Here is a 19,779-nt window from a genome sequence, read left to right on the forward strand (position 1 = left end):
GGGAGAGGGGAGCGAATGACCCTCGCCCGTTTTGGGATAGGGTGCCCGATGGGCGGGAGTGGGGAAACCGGCAGCGCGGTGTTGCCCGTAGCCCTCTCCCCCGGCCCCTCTCCCATGAATGGGAGAGGGGAGCAAAGCCCTCTTGGGCAGCGGGTTGCCGGTGCGAAGCACCGAGCCCCCAGGCGATTCCAGTGAAGGTATAGATCGTGAAACAGAACAACCTGAAAACCTGGTTCAAGAGCGGCGCCCCCGGTGTGTGGATGAGCGGCGGGGCGGTGGCCATCGCCATCATCATGACCCTCGGCCTGCTGGCGGTGATCGCCACCCGTGGCCTGGGCCACTTCTGGCCGGCCGACGTGATCGAGACCGACTACAACATCCCCGGCCAGGAAGCGCGGGTGATGCTCGGCGAGGTGGTGCAGCTCGAGGAAGTGCCGCGCGCGCGCCTGGCGGCCTCCGGCCTGCCGGTGGCCGAGGAAGGCGGCGAGTTCATGACCCGCGAACTGCTCAAGGTGGGCAACCGCGACCTGTTCGGCGCCGACTTCACCTGGGTGGTCGGTGAGTGGCTGGAGAACCCGCGCACCCCGGCCGGGGTGATCGTGGTCGAGCGCCGCGAGTGGGGCAACTTCTACGGCTACCTGGTCGACGTCAAGCAGGACGGCCAGGTGGTCGCCAGCGGCGACGCCGCCTGGCCGGCCCTGCAGGAACGCATCGCGCGGGTCGACGACTTGCACGCCCAGCTGGTGCGCCTGGAGAAGGGCGACATCGGCAGCATCAACCACGGCCTCGAGCGCCTGCGCCTGAAGACCCGCAAGCTGGAACTGGACGGCAAGCTGGATGCCGCCGCCCAGGCCAGCCTGGATGCCGAACGTGCCGAGCTGGAAGCGCGCTACAAGGTGCTCGAAGAGCAACTGGTGACCCTGCACCAGCAGTTCAACCGCGACAGCATGACGGTCAGGGCCAGCGACGGCCGCGAAACCGAGATCGTGCTCGGCAAGGTGGTGCGTGCCTACCAGCCCAACGCCATGTCGACCCTCGACAAGATGGGCTTCTATGCCCTCAAGCTCTGGGAGTTCGTCAGCGACGAACCGCGTGAGGCGAACACCGAGGGCGGCATCTTCCCGGCCATCTTCGGCACCGTGATGATGGTGCTCATCATGGCGGTGATCGTCACCCCGTTCGGTGTGGTGGCCGCCGTGTACCTGCGCGAATACGCCAAGCAGGGGGTGCTGACCCGGGTGATCCGCATCGCGGTGAACAACCTCGCCGGGGTGCCCTCGATCGTCTACGGGGTGTTCGGCCTGGGCTTCTTCGTCTACGTGCTGGGCGGCTCCATCGACAGCCTGTTCTTCCCCGAGGCAGCGCCGGCGCCGACCTTCGGTACGCCGGGCCTGATGTGGGCCTCGCTGACCCTGGCGATCCTCACCCTGCCGGTGGTGATCGTCGCCACCGAGGAAGGCCTGGCACGGATTCCGCGCGCGGTGCGCGAAGGCTCCCTGGCCCTCGGCGCGACCAAGATCGAGACCCTCTGGCGGGTGGTGATCCCCATGGCCAGCCCGGCGATGATGACCGGCCTGATCCTCGCCGTGGCCCGTGCCGCCGGCGAAGTGGCGCCGCTGATGCTGGTCGGCGTGGTCAAGCTGGCGCCGAGCCTGCCGCTGGACGGCAACTACCCGTACCTGCACCTGGACCAGAAGATCATGCACCTGGGCTTCCACATCTACGACGTCGGCTTCCAGAGCCCCAACGTCGAGGCCGCGCGGCCGCTGGTGTACGCCACCGCGCTGCTGCTGGTGGTCGTGATCGCCCTGCTCAACCTGACCGCCGTGTACATCCGCAACCACCTGCGCGAGAAGTACAAGGCGCTTGACCACTAACAGCAGCCACAAGCCGCAAGCCGCAAGCTCCAAGCGGTGCGGCTTCTGACTTGTGGCTTATAGCTTGCAGCTTGTAGCTGCGAACGGAGAGAGCTTATGCAACCCGAAGCCCAACACACCCACGGCCTGGACATGGCCGCCCTCGGCCGTACCAAGCAGGGCCTGAGCCTGGCCGAGGAAACCGTGGCGCTGGAAGTGCCCGGCCTCAACCTGTTCTACGGCGACAAGCAGGCGCTCTACGACGTCAGCATGAACATCCCGAAGAAGCGGGTGACGGCGTTCATCGGCCCGTCCGGCTGCGGCAAGTCGACCCTGCTGCGCTGCTTCAACCGGATGAACGACCTGGTCGACGGCTGCCGCGTGGATGGCGAGATCCGCCTCGACGGGCAGAACATCTACCGCAAGGGCGAGGACGTCGCCGAACTGCGCCGCCGCGTTGGCATGGTGTTCCAGAAGCCCAACCCGTTCCCCAAGAGCATCTACGAGAACGTGGTCTACGGCCTGCGCATCCAGGGCATCAACCAGAAGCGCATCCTCGACGAGGCAGTGGAGTGGGCGCTGAAGAGCGCGGCGCTGTGGGACGAGGTCAAGGACCGCCTGCACGACTCGGCGCTGGGCCTCTCCGGCGGCCAGCAGCAGCGCCTGGTGATCGCCCGCACCGTGGCCGTGCAGCCGGAAGTGCTGCTGCTCGACGAACCCTGCTCGGCACTCGACCCGATCTCCACCCTCAAGGTGGAAGAGCTGATCTACGAGCTGAAGAGCAAGTACACCATCGTCATCGTGACCCACAACATGCAGCAGGCCGCGCGGGTTTCCGACTACACGGCGTTCATGTACATGGGCAAGCTGATCGAGTTCGGCGACACCGACACCCTGTTCACCAACCCGGCGAAGAAGCAGACCGAAGACTACATCACCGGGCGTTACGGCTAACGGCAGCTACAAGCCGCAAGCAGCAAGCTTCTAGCGGCAAGCCAGAGCGACTCTCGACGACGATTAACTTGCAGCTTGAAGCTTGAAGCTTGAAGCTCGCGGAGCGACCAAGATGATCAACAAAGACAGCCTCACCCATCACATTTCCCAGCAGTTCAACGCCGAGCTGGAAGAGGTGCGCAGCCACCTCCTGGCGATGGGCGGCCTGGTCGAGAAACAGGTCAACGACGCGGTCAGCGCGCTGATCGATGCCGACTCCGGGCTGGCCCAGCAGGTCCGCGAGCTCGACGACGAGATCAACCAGATGGAGCGCACCATCGACGAGGAATGCCTGCGCATCCTCGCCCGCCGCCAGCCGGCCGCCTCCGACCTGCGTCTGATCATCAGCATCTCCAAGTCGGTGATCGACCTCGAGCGCATCGGCGACGAGGCCACCAAGATCGCCAAGCGCGCCATCCTGCTCACCGAGGAAGGCGAGTCGCCGCGCGGCTACGTCGAGGTGCGCCACATCGGCCAGCAGGTGCGCAAGATGGTCCAGGAAGCGCTGGACGCCTTCGCCCGCTTCGATGCCGACCTGGCGCTGTCGGTGGCACAGTACGACAAGACCATCGACCGCGAGTACAAGACCGCCCTGCGCGAGCTGGTCACCTACATGATGGAAGACCCGCGCTCGATCTCTCGCGTGCTCAACGTGATCTGGGCGCTGCGCTCGCTGGAACGCATCGGCGACCACGCGCGCAACATCGCCGAGCTGGTCATCTATCTGGTGCGCGGCACCGATGTTCGCCACCTCGGCCTGAGCCGCATGCAGGCCGAAGTGCAGGGCGACAAGGACGCCGACCCGCAGGCCTGAGCCACCCCGCTCGTGGGGCGCCGCGCGCAGCGGAAAGCCGGCGGCGCGGTGGCCGCGCCTGCCGCCGATCGGTGCGCAGACGCCCTCGGGTTGGCCACTGGCCAGCGAACGGAGATATGCTTGTCGGCATTCACAAGGAGTGGCCGATGAGCAAAGTGTCCGTCCTGATAGTCGACGATGCGCCCTTCATTCGAGACCTGGTCAAGAAAGGTCTGCGTGGGCATTTTCCCGGTATTCAGATCGAGGAAGCGGTCAACGGCCGCAAGGCCCAGCAACTGCTCGAGCGCAGCGGTTTCGACCTGATCCTCTGCGACTGGGAAATGCCGGAGATGAGCGGACTGGAACTGCTCACCTGGTGCCGCGAGCAGGAAAATCTGAAAACCACCCCCTTCATCATGGTCACCAGCCGCGGCGACAAGGCCAACGTGGTGCAGGCGATCCAGGCCGGGGTGTCCGACTACATCGGCAAGCCCTTCTCCAACGAGCAACTGGTGACCAAGGTGAAGAAGGCGCTGAGCCGCACCGGCAAGCTCGAGTCCCTGATGAGCCAGGCGCCGAAGGCGCAGACCAGCGCCTTCGCCAACGACTCCCTGGCCGCCCTCACCGGCGGCAAGGCGGAAGTGGTCAAGCCGGCCGCCCCCGCCACACCCGCAGCGCGCCCACGTACCGCCGCCGCGCCGGCGGCGAGCAAGGCGCCGACCGCCGGTAGCCGAGGCCAGGGCCAGTTGCGCCTGCCCGGCGGCAGCCTGGCCTGCGTGATCAAGGCGCTCAGCCTGAAGGAAGCGCTGCTGCTGGTGAAACGCGGCGAGCCGTTGCCGCAGGTGCTGGAAAGCGCGGTGCTCGATCTCCAGCAGGGCGAGGACGGCGGCGACGTGGCGCGCCTCAATGGCTACCTGCACGCGGTGGCCGCCTACGAACCGAAGCCGGACAGCGAATGGCTGCAACTGACCCTGCGCTTCGTCGACCAGGACCCGCAGAAGCTCGACTACCTGTCCCGGCTGATCGCTCGCGGCACCGCGCAGCGGCATTTCGTACCCGGCGCCTGAGCCGTCCGGCGACGCCCGTACGCGACGTGGCGCACAGCCCGACGATCGGCGACTCCCCCGCGCCGCCGGGCGCTGCTAGTCTTGCCACGGATCAGCCAGACATAAAGATGCCGCCAGGTTCCCGACACGAAGTCGGCCGGGACGGTCGTCAACGACATAACGATAACGAGTGGGGGGAATCATGCTGGGGCGCATATTCCTGATTCTGGGCGGCCTCGCCCTGGCGGCGCCGACGATGGCGCTGACCATCTACAAGTACACCGACGCCAATGGCGTGGTCACCTACACCGACAAGGCCGTGTCCGGCGCCCAGGTGTTCGTGTTCCGCGATCGCATGGTCGAGCGCCTGGACAACCAGGTGAAGCTGGAAACCAGGAAGCACGACGCCGGCGAAACCCTGCTGGTGCGCAATGACCTGTTCGCGCCGGTGGAAGTCGAACTGCGCCTGGAGAAGGTGGGTAACGCCGTCGGCGCGCCGGAACGGCCGATCCGCTGGGTACTGCCGCCGCGCAGCACCATCCGCCTGGCCACCCTGGCGCCGCGCGATCCCGACCAGCCGCTGCGCTACACGCCCAAGCTGCGCTACGCCCTCGGCGACCCGCGCCTGCTGCCGAAGGACTACGCCTACCCGCTGCCCTGGCGCGGCGGCCCGTTCCGCCTGACCCAGGGCGCCAACGGCAAGTACAGCCACTTCACCCCCAAGGGCCGCTACGCCATGGACATCGCCATGCCCGAAGGCACGCCGATCGTCGCTGCGCGCGGCGGGATGGTGGTGAAGACCGAGAACGACCAGGTCGGACGCGGCAACAACCCGTCCGGCAACTTCGTGCGCATCCTCCACGACGACGGCACCATGGGCGTCTACCTGCACCTGCAGCGGGGCTCGGTGCTGGTCAGCGAAGGCCAGAGGGTATCCGCCGGCACGCCGCTGGCGCGTTCCGGCAACACCGGCAACAGCACCGGCCCGCACCTGCACTTCGTGGTCCAGCGCAACGTCGGCCTGGCGCTGGAATCCATCCCCTTCGACTTCAACCAGCCGGTGGACAGCCTGCCGAACTTCGCCATTGGCGGGGAGTGAGGCCGAGGTTACTGGGTCCCCGCCTACGAGTGTCGTCGTCCCCGCGCACGCGGGGACCCAACAAGGCACGTAGCCCGGATGAAATCCGGGAATCACCCACCCCCAATGCTTGACGCTCTTGTAGGGTGCGCCGCGCGCACCAACCGGGGAGCAACGAGGTTGGTGGGAGGAGTCTTGGTGCGGGCGCTTTATCGGTGCGCACGGCGCCCCCTACGGTTGGTTCGTAGGTCTGTACCCCCTCATGCTCACCGCGAAGCGCCGACGGCGCACTTCGTCGGGTATGTCCGCAGGCGCGGTGTATCTGCTCTATGTTGGGGAGTGCAGAGGAAGCAACGCGATTTCACCGGGAACACATCCAGCCGACCCTGGTCGGGTCGTCTCCCGCCGGGGCAGGAGAGCCGGCGGGACAGCCCACAGCGAGGTGCAACCATGAACATGCATTGCGTCCACCGCGACTACGAAATCAGCGCCGACGTCGTCGAGCATCCGGGCATTCCCACACCCTGGGCCGCCGGTTGCCACATCACCACGCCCGAGGGGCGCACCACCAAGCGCATTTCCCTGCCGCTGAAATACGCCTTCCTGGCCGACCTGGAAAACGCCCAGCGCGCCTCGATCGCCCACGGCAAATGGCTGGTGGACCAGCTCCTCGACAACGGCCGCGAACTGCACTGAGCCGGCCGTCCGCAAGGGTTCACCGCCTGCCGCCACGGCGGTGAACCAACCCGCCTCGCATCCTCGCGCCGACGGGGAAGTCACCCTGCGTGCCACGCCACCCCAGCTTTTGGCTAGCCAGCGACTACAAAAATCATAATTTCGCGAATCCTTCGCTCTGAACAGAATGCGGCCAACACCCCATGAACAGCCGCGACTGATCAGAATCAGGAGGCAAGCGATGACAGACCTGACTCGAACCGCCTTTCCGAAGCACCCGGACGGGACGGTTGAAAAAATTGCGATAGACACGCTTGTCGTCGGCGCCGGCCAGGCCGGCGTGGCCATGAGCGAGCACCTGGGCAAGCTCGGGGTGCCGCACCTCGTCCTGGAGAAGAACCGCATCGCCGAAGCCTGGCGTACCGGTCGCTGGGACTCGCTGGTCGCCAATGGCCCGGCCTGGCACGATCGCTTCCCGGGCCTGGAGTTCGACCTCGATCCCGACGCCTTCGCCCCGAAGGACCAGGTCGCCGAGTACTTCGAAGCCTATGCCCGCAAGTTCAACGCGCCGATCCGCACCGGCGTGGAAGTGAAGCGGGTGGTCCGCAATGCCGACCGGCCTGGCTTCACCGTCGAAACCTCCGAGGGCCTGATCGAGGCCAGCCGCGTGGTGGCCGCCACTGGCCCCTTCCAGCGCCCGGTCATTCCGCCGATCGCGCCCAAGGACGAGAAGATCACCCAGATCCACTCCGCCGAGTACCGCAACCCGCAGCAACTGCCCGAGGGCGCCGTGCTGGTGGTGGGGGCCGGGTCGTCGGGGGTGCAGATCGCCGATGAACTGATGCGCGCCGGCCGCAAGGTCTACCTCTCGGTCGGTGCCCACGACCGTCCGCCACGCGCCTATCGCAACCGCGACTTCTGCTGGTGGCTGGGCGTGCTGGGCGAGTGGGATGCGGAGATCGCCAAGCCGGGCAGGGAGCACGTCACCATTGCCGTGAGCGGCGCCCGTGGCGGCCAGACGGTCGACTTCCGGGCCCTTGCCCACCAGGGGATGACGCTCGTCGGCCTGACCAAGTCGTTCAATGACGGTGTGGCGACCTTCCAGGCGGATCTGGCGGACAACCTGGCTCGCGGCGACGAGAACTACCTGGCGCTGCTCGATGCGGCCGACGACTACATCGCCCGCAATGGCCTCGACCTGCCGGAAGAGCCTGAAGCCCGCAAGACGTACCCGGACCCGGAGTGCGTGACCAACCCCATTCTCGAGCTCGATCTGGCCGAGGCCGGCGTGACCTCGATCATCTGGGCGACCGGCTATGCCGTCGATTTCAGTTGGCTGCAGGTCGACGCTTTCGACGCCAAGGGCAAGCCGCAGCATCAGCGCGGTGTCTCGACCGAGCCCGGCATCTACTTCCTCGGCCTGCCGTGGCTGTCGCGCCGCGGGTCCTCGTTCATCTGGGGCGTCTGGCACGATGCCAAGCACATCGCCGACCACATCGCCACCCAGCGCAAATACCTCGCCTATCGCGATGCCTCGCAACGCCAGGCGGAGGCCAGGCCCGATTCGCCCGTTCAGAAAGTCAGCACTCTGGGAGTCAGTTGATGCCTACTCATACCCGCATCCGCATGTTCAACACCAAGGACACCTACCCCAACCAGTCCCTGGACAACGACCTCTGCCAGGCCGTGCGCGCCGGCAACACTGTCTACGTGCGCGGCCAGGTCGGCACCGATTTCGAAGGCAACCTGGTCGGCCTCGGCGACCCGCGCGCCCAGGCCGAGCAGGCCATGAAGAACGTCAAGCAACTGCTCGAAGAAGCCGGCAGCGACCTCTCGCACATCGTCAAGACCACCACCTACCTGATCGACCCGCGCTACCGCGAGCCGGTCTACCAGGAAGTCGGCAAGTGGCTGAAGGGCGTGTTCCCGATTTCCACCGGCCTGGTGGTCTCGGCGCTCGGCCAGCCGCAGTGGCTGATGGAGATCGACGTCATCGCCGTCATCCCGGACGACTGGAACCAGTAAGGAGCGCCCATGACCTTCTCCATCGTCGGCCGCTGCGCCGAAACCGGCCAGCTCGGCATCGCCATCAGCTCCTCCAGCATCGCCGTCGGCGCCCGCTGTCCCTGGCTGCGCGCCGGGGTCGGCGCGGTGTCCACCCAGAATGTCACCCTGCCGGCCCTCGGCCCGCAGATTCTCGACCTGCTGGAGAGCGGTTCGGGGTCGGCGGCGGCACTGGACAAGGCGCTGGCCAGCAACGGCTACAGCCAGTACCGCCAGGTCACGGTGATCGACCAGCACGGCGCCACCGCGCTGTTCACCGGCGGCGAGGCGCTTGGCGTCCACCATGCCGTGGCCGGCGAGCAGTGCGTGGCGGCCGGCAACCTGTTGTCCTCCACCAGGGTGATCGAGGCGATGGTCGAGGCTTTCGAGCAGGCCGACGGTTGCCTGGCTGACCGCCTGCTGGCCGCCATGCACGCGGCCATGGCCGCCGGCGGCGAGGCCGGGCCGGTACACTCGGCGGCGCTCTCGGTGGTCGGCGAGCTGGTCTGGCCGATCGTCGACCTGCGCGTCGACTGGGCGGACGAAGACCCCATCGGCGAACTGGACAGCCTCTGGCAGGCCTACCGTCCGCAGATGCAGGACTACGTCACCCGAGCCCTCGACCCGACCAAGGCGCCGAGCTACGGCGTGCCGGGGGATGAGTAGCGTTCGTTCGTTCATTGGGTCCCCGCGCACGCGGGGACCCAGCAAACAGCCTTGAACCATCGAGGGTGATGGGTTGCACCCATCCTACGGCTACGTGAAGCCGTCGATAGGCCACGCCGTTTAGCGGCCAATCCACCCTACGGAGATTCCCCATGCCCACCAGCCGCGACCTGCTCGCCGACCTGATCGCCTTCGACACCACCAGCCGCGAGTCCAACCTGGCGCTGATCGATTTCGTGCGCGCCTACCTGGCCGGGCTCGGCGTCGACAGCGAATTGCTGTTCAACGAAGAGCGCACCAAGGCCAACCTCTACGCGCGCCTCGGCCCGGACGGCCCCGGCGGGGTGATGCTCTCCGGGCACAGCGACGTGGTGCCGGTGGACGGCCAGCCGTGGAGCGTGCCGCCGTTCCGGATGACCGAGCGTGACGGCCGCCTGTACGGGCGTGGCACGGCGGACATGAAGGGCTTCATCGCCAGCGTGCTGGCCAGCCTGCCGCGCTTTCTCGAACAGCCTCTGCGCTTGCCGCTGCATATCGCCATTTCCTACGACGAGGAGGTCGGCTGCCTCGGCGTGCGCAGCCTGGTCGCCGCGCTCGAAGGGCGCCCGGACCGGCCGGCGATCTGCCTGATCGGCGAGCCCACCGAAATGCGCCCGGTGCTCGGCCACAAGGGCAAGCTGGCGATGCGCTGCGAAGTGCACGGCGCCGCCTGCCACTCGGCCTACGCGCCGCAAGGGGTCAACGCCATCGAATATGCCGCGCGGCTGATCGGCCGGCTCGGCGAGATCGGCACCCGGCTGGCCGCGCCGGAGCGCCACGACGAGCGTTTCGATCCGCCGTACTCCACGGTGCAGACCGGCACCATCAGCGGCGGTCGCGCGCTGAACATCGTCCCCGCCGAATGCCGCTTCGACTTCGAAGTACGCGCGCTGCCCTCCGACGACCCGCAACGGGTCGCCGAAGAGCTGCGCGACTACGCCGAGCACGAGCTGCTGCCGAAGATGCGCGCGGTGCGCGAAGATACCGGCATCCGCTTCACACCGCTCTCCGCCTATCCCGGCCTGCTCACCCCGGCGGACAGCCCGGCCGCCGAACTGCTCGGCCTGCTGTGCGGCTCGCAGGACTTCTCCACCGTCGCCTACGGCACCGAGGGCGGCTTGTTCGACCAGGCGGGCATCGCCACCGTGGTCTGCGGGCCCGGCAGCATGGACCAGGGGCACAAGCCGGATGAGTTCGTGACTCTGGAGCAGTTGGGGCGTTGCGATGCGATGTTGGGGAGGTTGGTGGAGTGGATGAAAGGCTGAGGATCGATGGGCTTTTAATGAGAGCCAGCCTGGTTCCATAAGGTCTTTTCTGGGTAGTTCTTTCCTGCTTGCACCTTCTACTCCCTCTCCCGGAGGGAGAGGGGGTTGTCCGAGTTGCTTGTTGGAGGCAGCGCCAGGGATCAGCCATATAGGCGCTTCAACCTCAACCTCCGTCCCCTGTCGCATCCTGTAACGACCCGGTCGGCCCCGATGGCAATACCTTCACGGAGAAATGCCCATGATGGGCAGCGAAGCCCAGTGGAGGATATGGAGCCATGAAATACGCAGGAGTGGTCGCGCTGCTGAGCGCCCTGTTGCCTTGGGAAGCGGCGCAGGCCGAGTCGACGGGGAAGGTGCTGGCCGAGCAGGCGGGCATTCCCTGGCCGGCGGTGATCGCCCACCGGGGCGCTTCCCATGATGCGCCGGAATCCACCCGCCCGGCCTACCTGCTGGCCCGCGACCTTGGCGTGGACTACCTGGAGCTGGACCTGCAACGCACCCGCGATGGCGTCCTGATCGCCCTGCACGACGACAACCTGCTGCGCACCTCGGACGTGGCCGAGAAGTTTCCCGAGCGCAAGGAACGGCCGGTCAGCGACTTCACCCTCGCCGAGCTGAAGAGCCTGGACGCGGGTGCGTGGTTCAACGCGGCCCATCCCGAGCGCGCGCGCCCTTCCTTCGAGGGGCTCCGGATCCTGACCCTGGACGAGGTGATCGATATCGCCGAGGGCGGCGAGCACAAGCCGGGGCTGTACATCGAAACCAAGTTGCCGCAGCAGTTCCCCGGCATCGAGAAGGACCTCCGGGACAAGCTCGCCGCGCGCGGCTGGCTGGACGGGCGGGTTCGCCCGGTGGCGCTCGACGAGGGCAGGGTGACGGTGGCCTACTCGCCGGGCCGGGTGGTGTTGCAGACCTTCGAGAAGGGCAGCCTGGAACTGCTTGCCCGGGAGATGCCGGAAGTGCCGAAGATCCTCCTGCTGTGGGTCGGCGACGGCTACATGGAGGCCGCGCCGGACAAGCCCCACGACACCTCGGTGGATCAGGACAAGGCCGCCTGGTACGCCCGCCAGCGTCCCAGGGATCGCGCCACCTTCGAGTCCTGGCTGGACTTCGCCGCGCGCAATGGCGCGGTGGGCACCGGGCCCTCGGCCGCGCTGGCGGCGGGTGGCAAGCAGAGCTACATGGACCTGACGCAGCCCTGGATGAACCGCATGACCCAGGACAAGGGCATGCTGGTGCACGTCTACACGGTCGATGACGAGGTGGACTTCGCCAGGCTCAGCGAGGCGGGGGTGGACGGTTTCTTCAGCAATCGTCCGGATGCGCTCCTGCGCTTCGTCGGCCGCGCGCCGGAGCAGGACGTGAAGGCCATCCTCGAACGCCACGGTTACTAGGCCGGATCGAGGGGGACGCCACAGCCCTCTGCTCGCTGCAAAAGCTTCGCGAGCAGGGCCCGCTCCTACAGCGCCGGCCGGAGTATTCCGGCCGGCGCTGCCGCCTCAGAAGAACTCGTAGGGATACTCGATGATCAGACGGATCTGGTCGGCGGAGACGTCGGACTTGTCGTTGCCGATGCGGTGGGTGGCATGGCGCAGGCGCACCGACAGGTCCTTGGCCGGGCCGGCCTGGACCACGTACTTGACGTCGATGTCGCGCTCCCAGTGGTCCTCGCCGTCGGCGTAGTAGGCGTACGGGCTATTGGGGTCCATCTTGCTGCCATCCACGTCGGTGCCGCGGATGTAGCGGGCGTGGAAGGTCAGGCCCGGCACGCCGAACTCAGCCATGTCGAGGTTGTAGAACAGGCCCCAGGACTTCTCGTTGGGGCCGTTGAAGTCGACCAGTTGCGAGGAGTTGGCCAGGTAGATCGAGTCGTGGAAGGTGCCGGGGCCCAGGCCGAGGTAGTCGAACGGCTGGTCGCCGTCGATCTGCTGGTGGGTCAGCTTGAAGGTGTGCGCGCCGATGGTGTACGCGGCGGCCAGCGACCAGGCGGTGACGTCGATCTCGCCGGCCAGCTTGCGGCCCTCGTCGTCGGTCCGGTAGATGTTGAAGTCGAAGTTCAGGCTCTGGGTGTCGCTCAGCGGCCAGGTGTAGTTGGCGTTGGCGTAGTACTGGCGCCAGATGTCCTTGTACTCGGAACCGTAGAGGCTGACGCTGAGTTGGTCGTTGATGGCGTAGTTGCCGCCGACGAAGTCCACGGTGTCGGTGCTCACGCCGGCATAGGCGGCGAAGAAGTCGTCGTCGCTGTTGGTGCTGTTGAAGTCCTTGGCGGCGGTGAGGTGGGCGGCTTCCAGGTCCAGGCCCTCCAGCTCGCTGCTGGTCAGCCACAAGCCGGTGGCGGTGCCCGGCACCAGGCGCGCGTCGGCCGCCGCGAAGACCGGGTTGTAGGGCCGCAGGTTGTTGCCGTACTTCAGCTCGGTGCTGGAGATGCGCATCTTCACCGCGCCGCCCGCCGAACTGGCCTCGTCGCGAGTCCCGTCGCCCTCGGGCACCAGCACCCCGGCGGTGCCCGAGTAGCCGCGCCCGCCGTCCAGCTTGATCGCCGCATAGGCGCTCAGGTCGATACCGAAGCCCACGGTGCCCTGGGTGTAGCCGGAGCCGTAGTCGAGGCGGAATCCCTGCCCCCATTCGCGTTTGTCGGAGCGATTCACCGGGTCGCCCGAATGCGCCGAGCTGTTGTGATCCCAGAAGAGGTTGCGGGCCAGGAACGTCAGGTGGCCGTCCTCGATGAAGCCTTTGCTGTCCGCCTGGTTGGCCATGACCAGTGGGCTGCCCGTCGCGGCGGCGATCGCCAGGGCCAATACGCGGTTTCTGCTGAGTGGCATGTTGTTCTTCTCCGTATGGTGTGGGACATCTGTTGGCAGCAGTGGAACAGATCGTCAGGCCCTCTCTTTGCCCTCGGGAACGGGGCGGAGAGTGTTGTGTTCGGCCGGCCGGGCGCGCTCCCCGGGCCACCCACGGCGGGGCCTCGGGCGAGATTACGGGCATGGGGAAATGCGAGATGGACGAGAACGACAGTCATCGTCCTGAAACCGACTTGTCATGCAGGTGCGGAACGAGCCAGCGGGCCAGGCGACGGCACAGGGCGTCCACTTCCGGCACCCGGCCGAGGCCGCGCAGGCAGCCGTGGACCAGCCCTCGCCCGAGGTCCAGGCGGGTGTCGATTCCAGCGCGGGCCAGGCGCCTGGCGTAGGCCACGCCTTCGTCGCGGAGGGGATCGAACTGGGCGACCGCGACGAACGCCGGCGGCAGTCCGCGCAGGTCGTCGCAGGCCAGCGGCAGCGCCAGGGGATCGTGGCGCGCTGTGGCATCCGGCAGGTACAGGGCCAGGCATTCGCGCATGTCCGCGAGGCTGAGCAGCGGCGCGTTGGCGTGGCGCCGGTGGCTGTCCACCGGTACCGGGCTGAGCGCCGGGTAGACCAGCGCCTGGGTGCGCGGCAGGGGTTGATCGTCGGCCCGCAGCCGCAGGCACAGGGCGACGGCCAGATTGCCGCCGGCGCTGTCACCGGCCACCGCCAGGTGATCCCGGTCGACGGGGATCGGCAGCTCGTTGGCGAGCAGGGCCCGCCACACCTGCAGGCAGTCCAGCAGCCCGGCCGGAAAGCGATGCTCCGGCGCCAGCCGGTAGTCCACCGAAACCACCACGACGCCGAGTCGCCGGGCCAGCCAGGCGCACAGCGGCGCATGGGAATCGAGATCGCCCAGGCACCAGCCGCCGCCATGCAGGTAGAGCAGCGCCGGCCAGCCTCGGGAGGGCGCATCACTGGTCGGGACATGACAGCGGATGGGCACCTCGCCGATCCGCCCGTCGATCGTTTGCAGGCCGGGCGGCAGCGCTGGAGTGAAAGCCGCGCACATCGCCCGGTAGGCCGCGCGCTGGGCTTCCAGGGAAGCATTGGCGGGAGCGAACGCGCGAGTCCGGGCGACGAAGGCCGCCATGGCCGGCGACAGGGGGTAGGGGCTTCGGATCATCGGGAAGCTGAAAAGCCGATTAAGAGCGCTGGAGGCTGGAGGAGAAGGTGCCTGTAGGAGCCAGCTTGCTGGCGATGCCTTGGCGTGGCCTGTGAGGATCGCCAGCAAGCTGGCTCCTACGGATGCTCCGTGGCGCTCTTTCGTCCAGCCTCCAGCGCTTTTCCCCGGCTTTTACCGAACTGGAAGGCCGATGGTGCGGCCGTGGTAGGGCAGTGGTTCGAGCCCGGCCTGTTCGGCGGCGAGCTCGGCGATGCGCGCTTCGACATCCGGGTGGAAGGGCGCCGAACGGCCGCTGGCGGTGTCGATGTTGATCAGCATCTGCTCGCTGGCGGCCAGCAGGGTGTCGTCGTCGCGCCGGTACAGCCCGTGGAGGATGTGCAGGCGCTTGCGGTCGTGGGCAAGTAGCTGGGTGCGCACTTCCAGGACTTGGCCGAGTTTTGCCTCGGCCAGGTAATTGAGGTGCGCCTCCAGGGTGTAGAGGGTGTGCCCGGTGGCCGCGCGGCCCTGTTCGCCGAGGCCCAGCACGTCCATCAGCGCGTCGGTCGCGTAGCTGCATGGCAGCAGGTAGAAGGCGTCGCGCAGGTGGCCGTTGTAGTCCACCCAGTCGGGATGGACGGTGGTTTGGTAGGTAGGCAGGTTCATATTCTGGCTCCGGCAAGGTCCTCTCCCCCAGCCCCTTTCCCATGAATGGGATAGGGGGTGGTTCGGAGCGGTAGGGTGCGCCGTGCGCACCGGAAATCGTTCGGTTACTCGGCGAACGCGAACCCATGCTTCGCCTTGGTCTGGCGGATCGCCTCCAGCACCGCCAGCAGGCAGTCGTCGCGGTAGCGTTCCAGTTCGGCGATGCCGCGATCGCCCAGTTGCCCGGTGGTCCCTTCGACCACCCTGTCGATCAGCGTTTCGGTCAGTTCCGGGGCCGGCAGGTAGGTCCAGGGCAGTTGCAGGGCCGGGCCGAACTGCGCCATGAAGTGGCGCATGCCCGCGTTGCCGCCGGCCAGGGTGTAGGTGAGGAAGGTGCCCATGAACGACCAGCGCAGGCCGGCGCCGAAGCGGATCGCGTCGTCGATCTCGCCAGTGCTGGCGACGCCGTCGTTGACCAGGTGCAGCGCCTCGCGCCAGAGCGCTTCGAGCAGGCGGTCGGCGATGAAGCCGGGGACTTCCTTGCGCACGTGCAGCGGACGCATGCCGAGGGAACGGTAGACGGCGATGGCGGCCTGGATCGCCTCTGGATCGGTCTTCTCGCCACCGACCACTTCCACCAGCGGCAGCAGGTACACCGGGTTGAACGGGTGGCCGACCAGGCAGCGTCCGGGGTACCTGGCGTCGGCGTAGAACTCGCTGGGCAGCAGGCCCGAGGTGCTGGAGCCGATCAAGGCTTCGGGGCGTGCGGCGGCGCTGATCCTGGCGTGCAGGTCGAGCTTGAGGTCGAGGCGTTCCGGGGCGCTTTCCTGGATGAAGTCGGCGTCGCGCACGCATTCCTCGACGGTGCTGACGAAACGCAGGCGCTCCTGCGCCGCGCCGGGTGCCAGGCCCTGCTTCTGCAAGGCCGGCCAGGCGTTGGCGACTCGCTCGCGCAGGGCGGCCTCGGCGCCGGGCGCCGGGTCCCAGGCCACCACGTCGAGGCCGTGGGCCAGGGCGCGGGCGATCCAGCCGCTGCCGATGACACCGCTGCCGAGGGCGGCGAAGGTTTTCACGTCGGTGATGTAGGGCATGTGAGGTTCCTGCTGGTTTTTTGGGGGCCCCGCGTTAGCGGCGGCCTGCGTAGGGGGATGACGTGATAGAGATGGCTGGGGTCGTCATTCCCGCGAACGCGGGAACCCAGTGAGCCGTCAGATAAGTAGGGTGGATGTCGCTTTTCACATCCACCGGCCTTCCCGTGGAAAACGCTTCGCGGTTTTCCACCCTTCGAAGCTCGACCCCGTCATTCGCGGCCACGTTGTTCATTGGTTCCCCGCGTTAGCGGCGGCTCGCGTAGGGGATGACGTGATTAGAGATGGCTGGGGCCGTCATTCCCGCGAACGCGGGAATCCAGTGAGCCGTCAGCGCTCCTTCAGGTTCATCTTCCGGCGCCCTTCGGCCGGGCTCAGGACGCGGCCACCGAGGCGTTCGATGATTTCCACTGCGCGCTGCACCAGCGAGCCGTTGCTGGCCGGCACGCCGCGGTCGAGCCAGATGTTGTCCTCCAGGCCGACCCGCACATTACCGCCCAGCAGCATGGCCTGGGCGACCATCGGCATCTGCATGCGGCCAATGCCGAAGCCGGCCCAGGTGCAGCCCGGCGGCAGGTTGTCGGCCATGGCCTTCATGGTCGTGGTGTCGGCCGGCGCGCCCCACGGGATGCCCAGGCAGATCTGGAACAGCGGGTCGTCCAGCAGGCCCTCCTTGAGCATCTGCCTGGCGAACCACAGGTGCCCGGTGTCGAAGATTTCCAGCTCGGCCTTCACCCCCAGCTCGGTGATGCGCTGGGCGCCGGCGCGCAGTTGCGCGGGGGTGGAGACGTAGATGTAGTCGCCGTCGCCGAAGTTGAGGGTGCCGCAGTCCAGGGTGCAGATCTCGACTTCCTGGCGCAGTTCCTCGATGTGTCTGAGGCGCTCCAGCGGGCCGACCAGGTCGGTGCCGTCGCCGAATTCCAGCGGCTGTTCGCCCTTGCCGATCTCCAGGTCGCCGCCCATGCCGGCGGTGAGGTTGATGATGACGTCGGTGTCGCTTTCGCGGATGCGTTCGACCACTTCCCGGTACAGCGCCACGTCGCGGCTCGGCTTGCCGGTGTTCGGATCACGCACGTGGCAGTGGGCGACGGTGGCGCCGGCCCTGGCGGCCTCGATGGCGGCGGCGGCGATTTCCTCGGGGGTGACGGGGATGGCCGGGTGCTTGCCGACGGTATCGCCGGCACCGGTCACTGCGCAGGTGACGATGACTTCATGGTTCACGGTGTTGGGTCCTGGTGGGGAGAGAGGTTCGGAGGGGGCGGGAGCGCCCCCGGATTCGTCAGTGCAGGGCGGCGGCGACGGTTTCCGCGCCGGGCTTGCCGTCGAAGCTGGTCACGCCGGCAAGGAACCGGTCGCGCGCCTCGGGGTTTTCCTTCAGCCACTGGCGGGCCACCGACCTGGCGTTCTGGCGGGCCATGATCGGTTCCATCATCGTGCCCACCTGGGTGGCGTCGAAGGTCAGGTTGTTCAGCAGGCGGTCGACGTTCGGACAGCGCTGGGCGTAGTCGGGCGAGGTCACCACGGAGACCGTGGACGCGCCCTCGTTCGGGCCGAAGACGTCCTGGCTGCCGGTCAGGTAGGTGAGCGACATGTGGATGTTCATCGGGTGGGGCTTCCAGCCGACGAAGACGACGGGCTCTTCGCGCCTGACCGCGCGCTTGACCGCCGCGAGCATCGCCGCTTCGCTGGACTCCACCAGGGTGAAGCCGCCCAGGTCGAACTGGTTGTCGTCGATCATCTTGCGGATCGCGGTGTTCGCTCCGGTGCCCGCTTCGATGCCGTAGATCTTGCCGTCCAGCTCGTCCCTGAAGCGGGCGATGTCGGCGAAGGTCTTCAGGCCCGCCTTGGCGGCGTATTCGGGGACCGCCAGGGTGGCGATGGCGTCGTCCAGGCTCGGCCGGGGCAGCACCCGCACCTGGCCGTTCTCCTTGAAGGGGCGGATGTTGTCGTCCATCGCCGGGCTCCAGTAGCCGAGGAAGAAGTCGATCTGCCCCTTGGAGAGGCCGGCGAAGAGGATCTGTTGCGAGGCGGTGGACTCCTGGGTGGAATAGCCCAGCTCTTCGAGCAGCGTGGCGGCCACCGCCGAGGTGGCGACCACGTCCGTCCAACTGACTATGCCGATCCGGGCCTTCTGGCAACTGGCCGGCTCCGTGGCGCTGGCGGTCGTGGCGAAGAGGGACAGCAGACAGCATCCGGCAAGCGTGGCAAATGTCTTCATCATCGGCTCCTCGGGGCGGTGGGCCGTGTGCGTCACGGCCAATTGTTGTCGTTCTGGTTGTCTGCACATTACGGAATGTCCGGCGGCGGAATTCGCACTCAGCCGACGCAAACTTGAGCGCAGGCGACATATCCATTCGCGACCACTGGCTTGTGCGTGCCGGCGGACTGTCTTTTCATGCGGTTTTCGACGCGCGGAAGGCGGACAGGCATGGCGCAGACCTTTCGTTTCCTCTTGCTGCCGGGGTTCTCGATGATGGGGCTGATGTCCGCCATCGAGCCCCTGCGGGTCGCCAACCGCTTCGCCGGGGCTCGCTATCGCTGGGTGCTGATGAGCATCGATGGCGGCCCGGTGTGCAGCAGCAGCGGCATGTCGCTGAACGTCGATGGCGGGCTGGAGGCGCCGGAGCCGGACGAGCTGCTGTTCGTGGTGGCCGGTTTCGAGCCGCTGGCCCATTTCGATGCGCGCCTGGCGGGCTGGCTGCGTCGCGCCGAGCGGAGCGCCGGGATGCTCGGCGGCATCGATACAGGCAGCTTCGTGCTGGCCGAAGCCGGGCTGTTGAACGGGCGGCGCCTGACCCTGCACTGGGAGGCCATCGACGCCTTCCGCGAGCGCTACCCGAACCTTCAGGTGACCCAGGAACTGTTCGAGATCGACGGCCGGCGGATCACCTGCGCCGGCGGCACGGCGACCCTCGACCTGATGCTCTGGCTGATCGGCCGCGACAGCGGCGAGGCGTTGGCCATGCAGGTGTCCGAGCAGTTCGTGCTGGGGCGCATCCGCACCCGCCAGGATCACCAGCGCATGCAGATCGCTACCCGCTACGGCATCCACAACAAGAAGCTGGTGCGGGTGCTCGGCGAAATGGAACGTTGCAGCGAACAGCCGCTGACATGCCAGCAACTGGCCGAACAGGTCGGCATCACTGCCCGCCAGTTGGAGCGGCTGTTCCGCCAGCACCTGGGCGAGACGCCCAGTGGCTTCTACCTGCGCCTGCGCCTGGATCGCGCCCGCCAGTTGCTGCGCCAGACCGACATGAGCGTGATGGAGGTGGCGCTGGCCTGCGGCTTCGACTCCGCCTCGCACTTCGCCCGCTGCTATCGCGCCCGTTTCTCCGCATCCCCGCGCCAGGATCGACGGGAGATGTCGATGGCCGAGGGGGGCTCGTAGGAGCGAGGGGCGCCTGGTTCCTACGTGAAAAGTCGATAAGAGCGCTGGAGGCTGGAGGGCTGGACGAAAGAGCGGCTCGGAGTGCTTTTGTAGGAGCCGTGTTCATTGGGCCGCCGCTAACGCGGGAATCCAATAAACAGCCACGTAGCCACTCGTTCGCCTTTGTAGGAGCCAGCTTGCTGGCGATGCCTTGGACGTTGCCGGTGATCGCGCGCATGGCGCGCTCCTACAACAGGAGTCCGTCGTAGGATCGGTGGGG

19 protein-coding genes are annotated in these 19,779 nt (G+C 67.3%); 12 read left to right on the forward strand and 7 right to left on the reverse strand.

Features of this window, described 5'->3' with window-relative positions; translation table 11 throughout:
* The first annotated feature begins 206 nt into the window (after window positions 1-206).
* The 5 genes from pstA to PSEWESI4_RS01015 all read left to right on the forward strand — a co-directional run bounded on the left by pstA (window position 207) and on the right by PSEWESI4_RS01015 (window position 5,787).
* Complete coding sequence (gene pstA / locus PSEWESI4_RS00995) at window positions 207-1,877, forward strand: phosphate ABC transporter permease PstA (protein WP_456243201.1); 1,671 nt, start codon at window positions 207-209, stop codon at window positions 1,875-1,877.
* A 96-nt stretch (window positions 1,878-1,973) separates the two neighbouring features.
* Window positions 1,974-2,810: a phosphate ABC transporter ATP-binding protein PstB gene (gene pstB / locus PSEWESI4_RS01000; protein ID WP_187669330.1), complete on the forward strand. Its 837-nt coding sequence runs from the start codon at window positions 1,974-1,976 to the stop codon at window positions 2,808-2,810.
* A gap of 112 nt (window positions 2,811-2,922) precedes the next feature.
* The gene (phoU, locus tag PSEWESI4_RS01005; protein WP_187669331.1) at window positions 2,923-3,663 is read left to right on the forward strand and encodes a phosphate signaling complex protein PhoU; all 741 of its coding nucleotides are present in this window, start codon (window positions 2,923-2,925) and stop codon (window positions 3,661-3,663) included.
* A gap of 146 nt (window positions 3,664-3,809) precedes the next feature.
* A complete protein-coding gene (locus PSEWESI4_RS01010; RefSeq protein WP_187669332.1) occupies window positions 3,810-4,709 on the forward strand; it encodes a response regulator in 900 nt (299 codons plus the stop codon).
* A 181-nt stretch (window positions 4,710-4,890) separates the two neighbouring features.
* The gene (locus tag PSEWESI4_RS01015) at window positions 4,891-5,787 is read left to right on the forward strand and encodes a peptidoglycan DD-metalloendopeptidase family protein (RefSeq protein ID WP_187669333.1); all 897 of its coding nucleotides are present in this window, start codon (window positions 4,891-4,893) and stop codon (window positions 5,785-5,787) included.
* Between the two features lie 210 nt (window positions 5,788-5,997).
* Here the strand turns inward: PSEWESI4_RS01015 and PSEWESI4_RS25350 are convergent, their stop codons facing one another.
* Entirely contained in the window at window positions 5,998-6,069 is a 72-nt protein-coding gene (locus PSEWESI4_RS25350) for a DivIVA domain-containing protein (protein WP_187669361.1), read from the reverse strand.
* Between the two features lie 147 nt (window positions 6,070-6,216).
* Here PSEWESI4_RS25350 and PSEWESI4_RS01025 point away from each other — a divergent pair, with 147 nt between their 5' ends.
* The 6 genes from PSEWESI4_RS01025 to PSEWESI4_RS01050 all read left to right on the forward strand — a co-directional run bounded on the left by PSEWESI4_RS01025 (window position 6,217) and on the right by PSEWESI4_RS01050 (window position 11,848).
* Window positions 6,217-6,462, forward strand: coding sequence for a hypothetical protein (locus PSEWESI4_RS01025; protein WP_187669334.1), 246 nt, complete (start codon window positions 6,217-6,219; stop codon window positions 6,460-6,462).
* 220 nt (window positions 6,463-6,682) lie between these two features.
* Complete coding sequence (locus PSEWESI4_RS01030; RefSeq protein ID WP_187669335.1) at window positions 6,683-8,044, forward strand: flavin-containing monooxygenase; 1,362 nt, start codon at window positions 6,683-6,685, stop codon at window positions 8,042-8,044.
* A complete protein-coding gene (locus tag PSEWESI4_RS01035; RefSeq protein ID WP_089392506.1) occupies window positions 8,044-8,466 on the forward strand; it encodes a RidA family protein in 423 nt (140 codons plus the stop codon). The genes PSEWESI4_RS01030 and PSEWESI4_RS01035 overlap by 1 nt, the downstream gene beginning before the upstream one ends.
* Before the next feature lie 9 nt (window positions 8,467-8,475).
* The gene (locus PSEWESI4_RS01040; protein ID WP_187669336.1) at window positions 8,476-9,150 is read left to right on the forward strand and encodes a DUF1028 domain-containing protein; all 675 of its coding nucleotides are present in this window, start codon (window positions 8,476-8,478) and stop codon (window positions 9,148-9,150) included.
* A gap of 152 nt (window positions 9,151-9,302) precedes the next feature.
* Window positions 9,303-10,454 (forward strand): acetylornithine deacetylase, encoded by a 1,152-nt coding sequence (argE, locus tag PSEWESI4_RS01045; protein WP_187669337.1) that lies wholly within the window; start codon window positions 9,303-9,305, stop codon window positions 10,452-10,454.
* A 275-nt stretch (window positions 10,455-10,729) separates the two neighbouring features.
* Window positions 10,730-11,848: a glycerophosphodiester phosphodiesterase gene (locus PSEWESI4_RS01050; protein WP_187669338.1), complete on the forward strand. Its 1,119-nt coding sequence runs from the start codon at window positions 10,730-10,732 to the stop codon at window positions 11,846-11,848.
* A gap of 105 nt (window positions 11,849-11,953) precedes the next feature.
* Here the strand turns inward: PSEWESI4_RS01050 and PSEWESI4_RS01055 are convergent, their stop codons facing one another.
* From PSEWESI4_RS01055 to choX, 6 genes are all read right to left on the reverse strand, one after another.
* A complete protein-coding gene (locus PSEWESI4_RS01055; RefSeq protein ID WP_187669339.1) occupies window positions 11,954-13,276 on the reverse strand; it encodes an OprD family porin in 1,323 nt (440 codons plus the stop codon).
* A gap of 193 nt (window positions 13,277-13,469) precedes the next feature.
* Entirely contained in the window at window positions 13,470-14,420 is a 951-nt protein-coding gene (locus PSEWESI4_RS01060) for an alpha/beta hydrolase (RefSeq protein WP_408004263.1), read from the reverse strand.
* A gap of 174 nt (window positions 14,421-14,594) precedes the next feature.
* A complete protein-coding gene (locus PSEWESI4_RS01065) occupies window positions 14,595-15,065 on the reverse strand; it encodes a thioesterase family protein (RefSeq protein ID WP_187669341.1) in 471 nt (156 codons plus the stop codon).
* A 104-nt stretch (window positions 15,066-15,169) separates the two neighbouring features.
* Window positions 15,170-16,135 (reverse strand): L-carnitine dehydrogenase, encoded by a 966-nt coding sequence (locus PSEWESI4_RS01070; protein ID WP_187669342.1) that lies wholly within the window; start codon window positions 16,133-16,135, stop codon window positions 15,170-15,172.
* 327 nt (window positions 16,136-16,462) lie between these two features.
* Window positions 16,463-17,353, reverse strand: coding sequence for a BKACE family enzyme (locus tag PSEWESI4_RS01075; protein ID WP_187669343.1), 891 nt, complete (start codon window positions 17,351-17,353; stop codon window positions 16,463-16,465).
* 58 nt (window positions 17,354-17,411) lie between these two features.
* The gene (choX, locus tag PSEWESI4_RS01080; protein WP_187669344.1) at window positions 17,412-18,350 is read right to left on the reverse strand and encodes a choline ABC transporter substrate-binding protein; all 939 of its coding nucleotides are present in this window, start codon (window positions 18,348-18,350) and stop codon (window positions 17,412-17,414) included.
* 210 nt (window positions 18,351-18,560) lie between these two features.
* Here choX and PSEWESI4_RS01085 point away from each other — a divergent pair, with 210 nt between their 5' ends.
* Window positions 18,561-19,520 carry a GlxA family transcriptional regulator gene (locus tag PSEWESI4_RS01085; protein ID WP_187669345.1) on the forward strand — a complete coding sequence of 320 codons (960 nt, stop codon included), beginning with the start codon at window positions 18,561-18,563 and terminating at the stop codon, window positions 19,518-19,520.
* Window positions 19,521-19,779 lie beyond the last annotated feature (259 nt).

Source organism: Zestomonas carbonaria (genome assembly GCF_904061905.1).
GTDB lineage: Bacteria > Pseudomonadota > Gammaproteobacteria > Pseudomonadales > Pseudomonadaceae > Aquipseudomonas > Aquipseudomonas carbonaria.

Coding starts and splice junctions, on each gene's coding strand:
- PSEWESI4_RS01050 (WP_187669338.1), top strand. CDS start 10,730: ATGAAATACGCAGGAGTGGTCGCGCTGCTGAGCGCCCTGTTGCCTTGG.
- phoU (WP_187669331.1), top strand. CDS start 2,923: ATGATCAACAAAGACAGCCTCACCCATCACATTTCCCAGCAGTTCAAC.
- pstB (WP_187669330.1), top strand. CDS start 1,974: ATGCAACCCGAAGCCCAACACACCCACGGCCTGGACATGGCCGCCCTC.
- PSEWESI4_RS01085 (WP_187669345.1), top strand. CDS start 18,561: ATGGCGCAGACCTTTCGTTTCCTCTTGCTGCCGGGGTTCTCGATGATG.
- argE (WP_187669337.1), top strand. CDS start 9,303: ATGCCCACCAGCCGCGACCTGCTCGCCGACCTGATCGCCTTCGACACC.
- PSEWESI4_RS01070 (WP_187669342.1), bottom strand. CDS start 16,135: ATGCCCTACATCACCGACGTGAAAACCTTCGCCGCCCTCGGCAGCGGT.
- PSEWESI4_RS01025 (WP_187669334.1), top strand. CDS start 6,217: ATGAACATGCATTGCGTCCACCGCGACTACGAAATCAGCGCCGACGTC.
- PSEWESI4_RS01040 (WP_187669336.1), top strand. CDS start 8,476: ATGACCTTCTCCATCGTCGGCCGCTGCGCCGAAACCGGCCAGCTCGGC.
- PSEWESI4_RS01030 (WP_187669335.1), top strand. CDS start 6,683: ATGACAGACCTGACTCGAACCGCCTTTCCGAAGCACCCGGACGGGACG.
- PSEWESI4_RS01035 (WP_089392506.1), top strand. CDS start 8,044: ATGCCTACTCATACCCGCATCCGCATGTTCAACACCAAGGACACCTAC.
- PSEWESI4_RS01055 (WP_187669339.1), bottom strand. CDS start 13,276: ATGCCACTCAGCAGAAACCGCGTATTGGCCCTGGCGATCGCCGCCGCG.
- choX (WP_187669344.1), bottom strand. CDS start 18,350: ATGAAGACATTTGCCACGCTTGCCGGATGCTGTCTGCTGTCCCTCTTC.
- PSEWESI4_RS01065 (WP_187669341.1), bottom strand. CDS start 15,065: ATGAACCTGCCTACCTACCAAACCACCGTCCATCCCGACTGGGTGGAC.
- PSEWESI4_RS01010 (WP_187669332.1), top strand. CDS start 3,810: ATGAGCAAAGTGTCCGTCCTGATAGTCGACGATGCGCCCTTCATTCGA.
- PSEWESI4_RS01015 (WP_187669333.1), top strand. CDS start 4,891: ATGCTGGGGCGCATATTCCTGATTCTGGGCGGCCTCGCCCTGGCGGCG.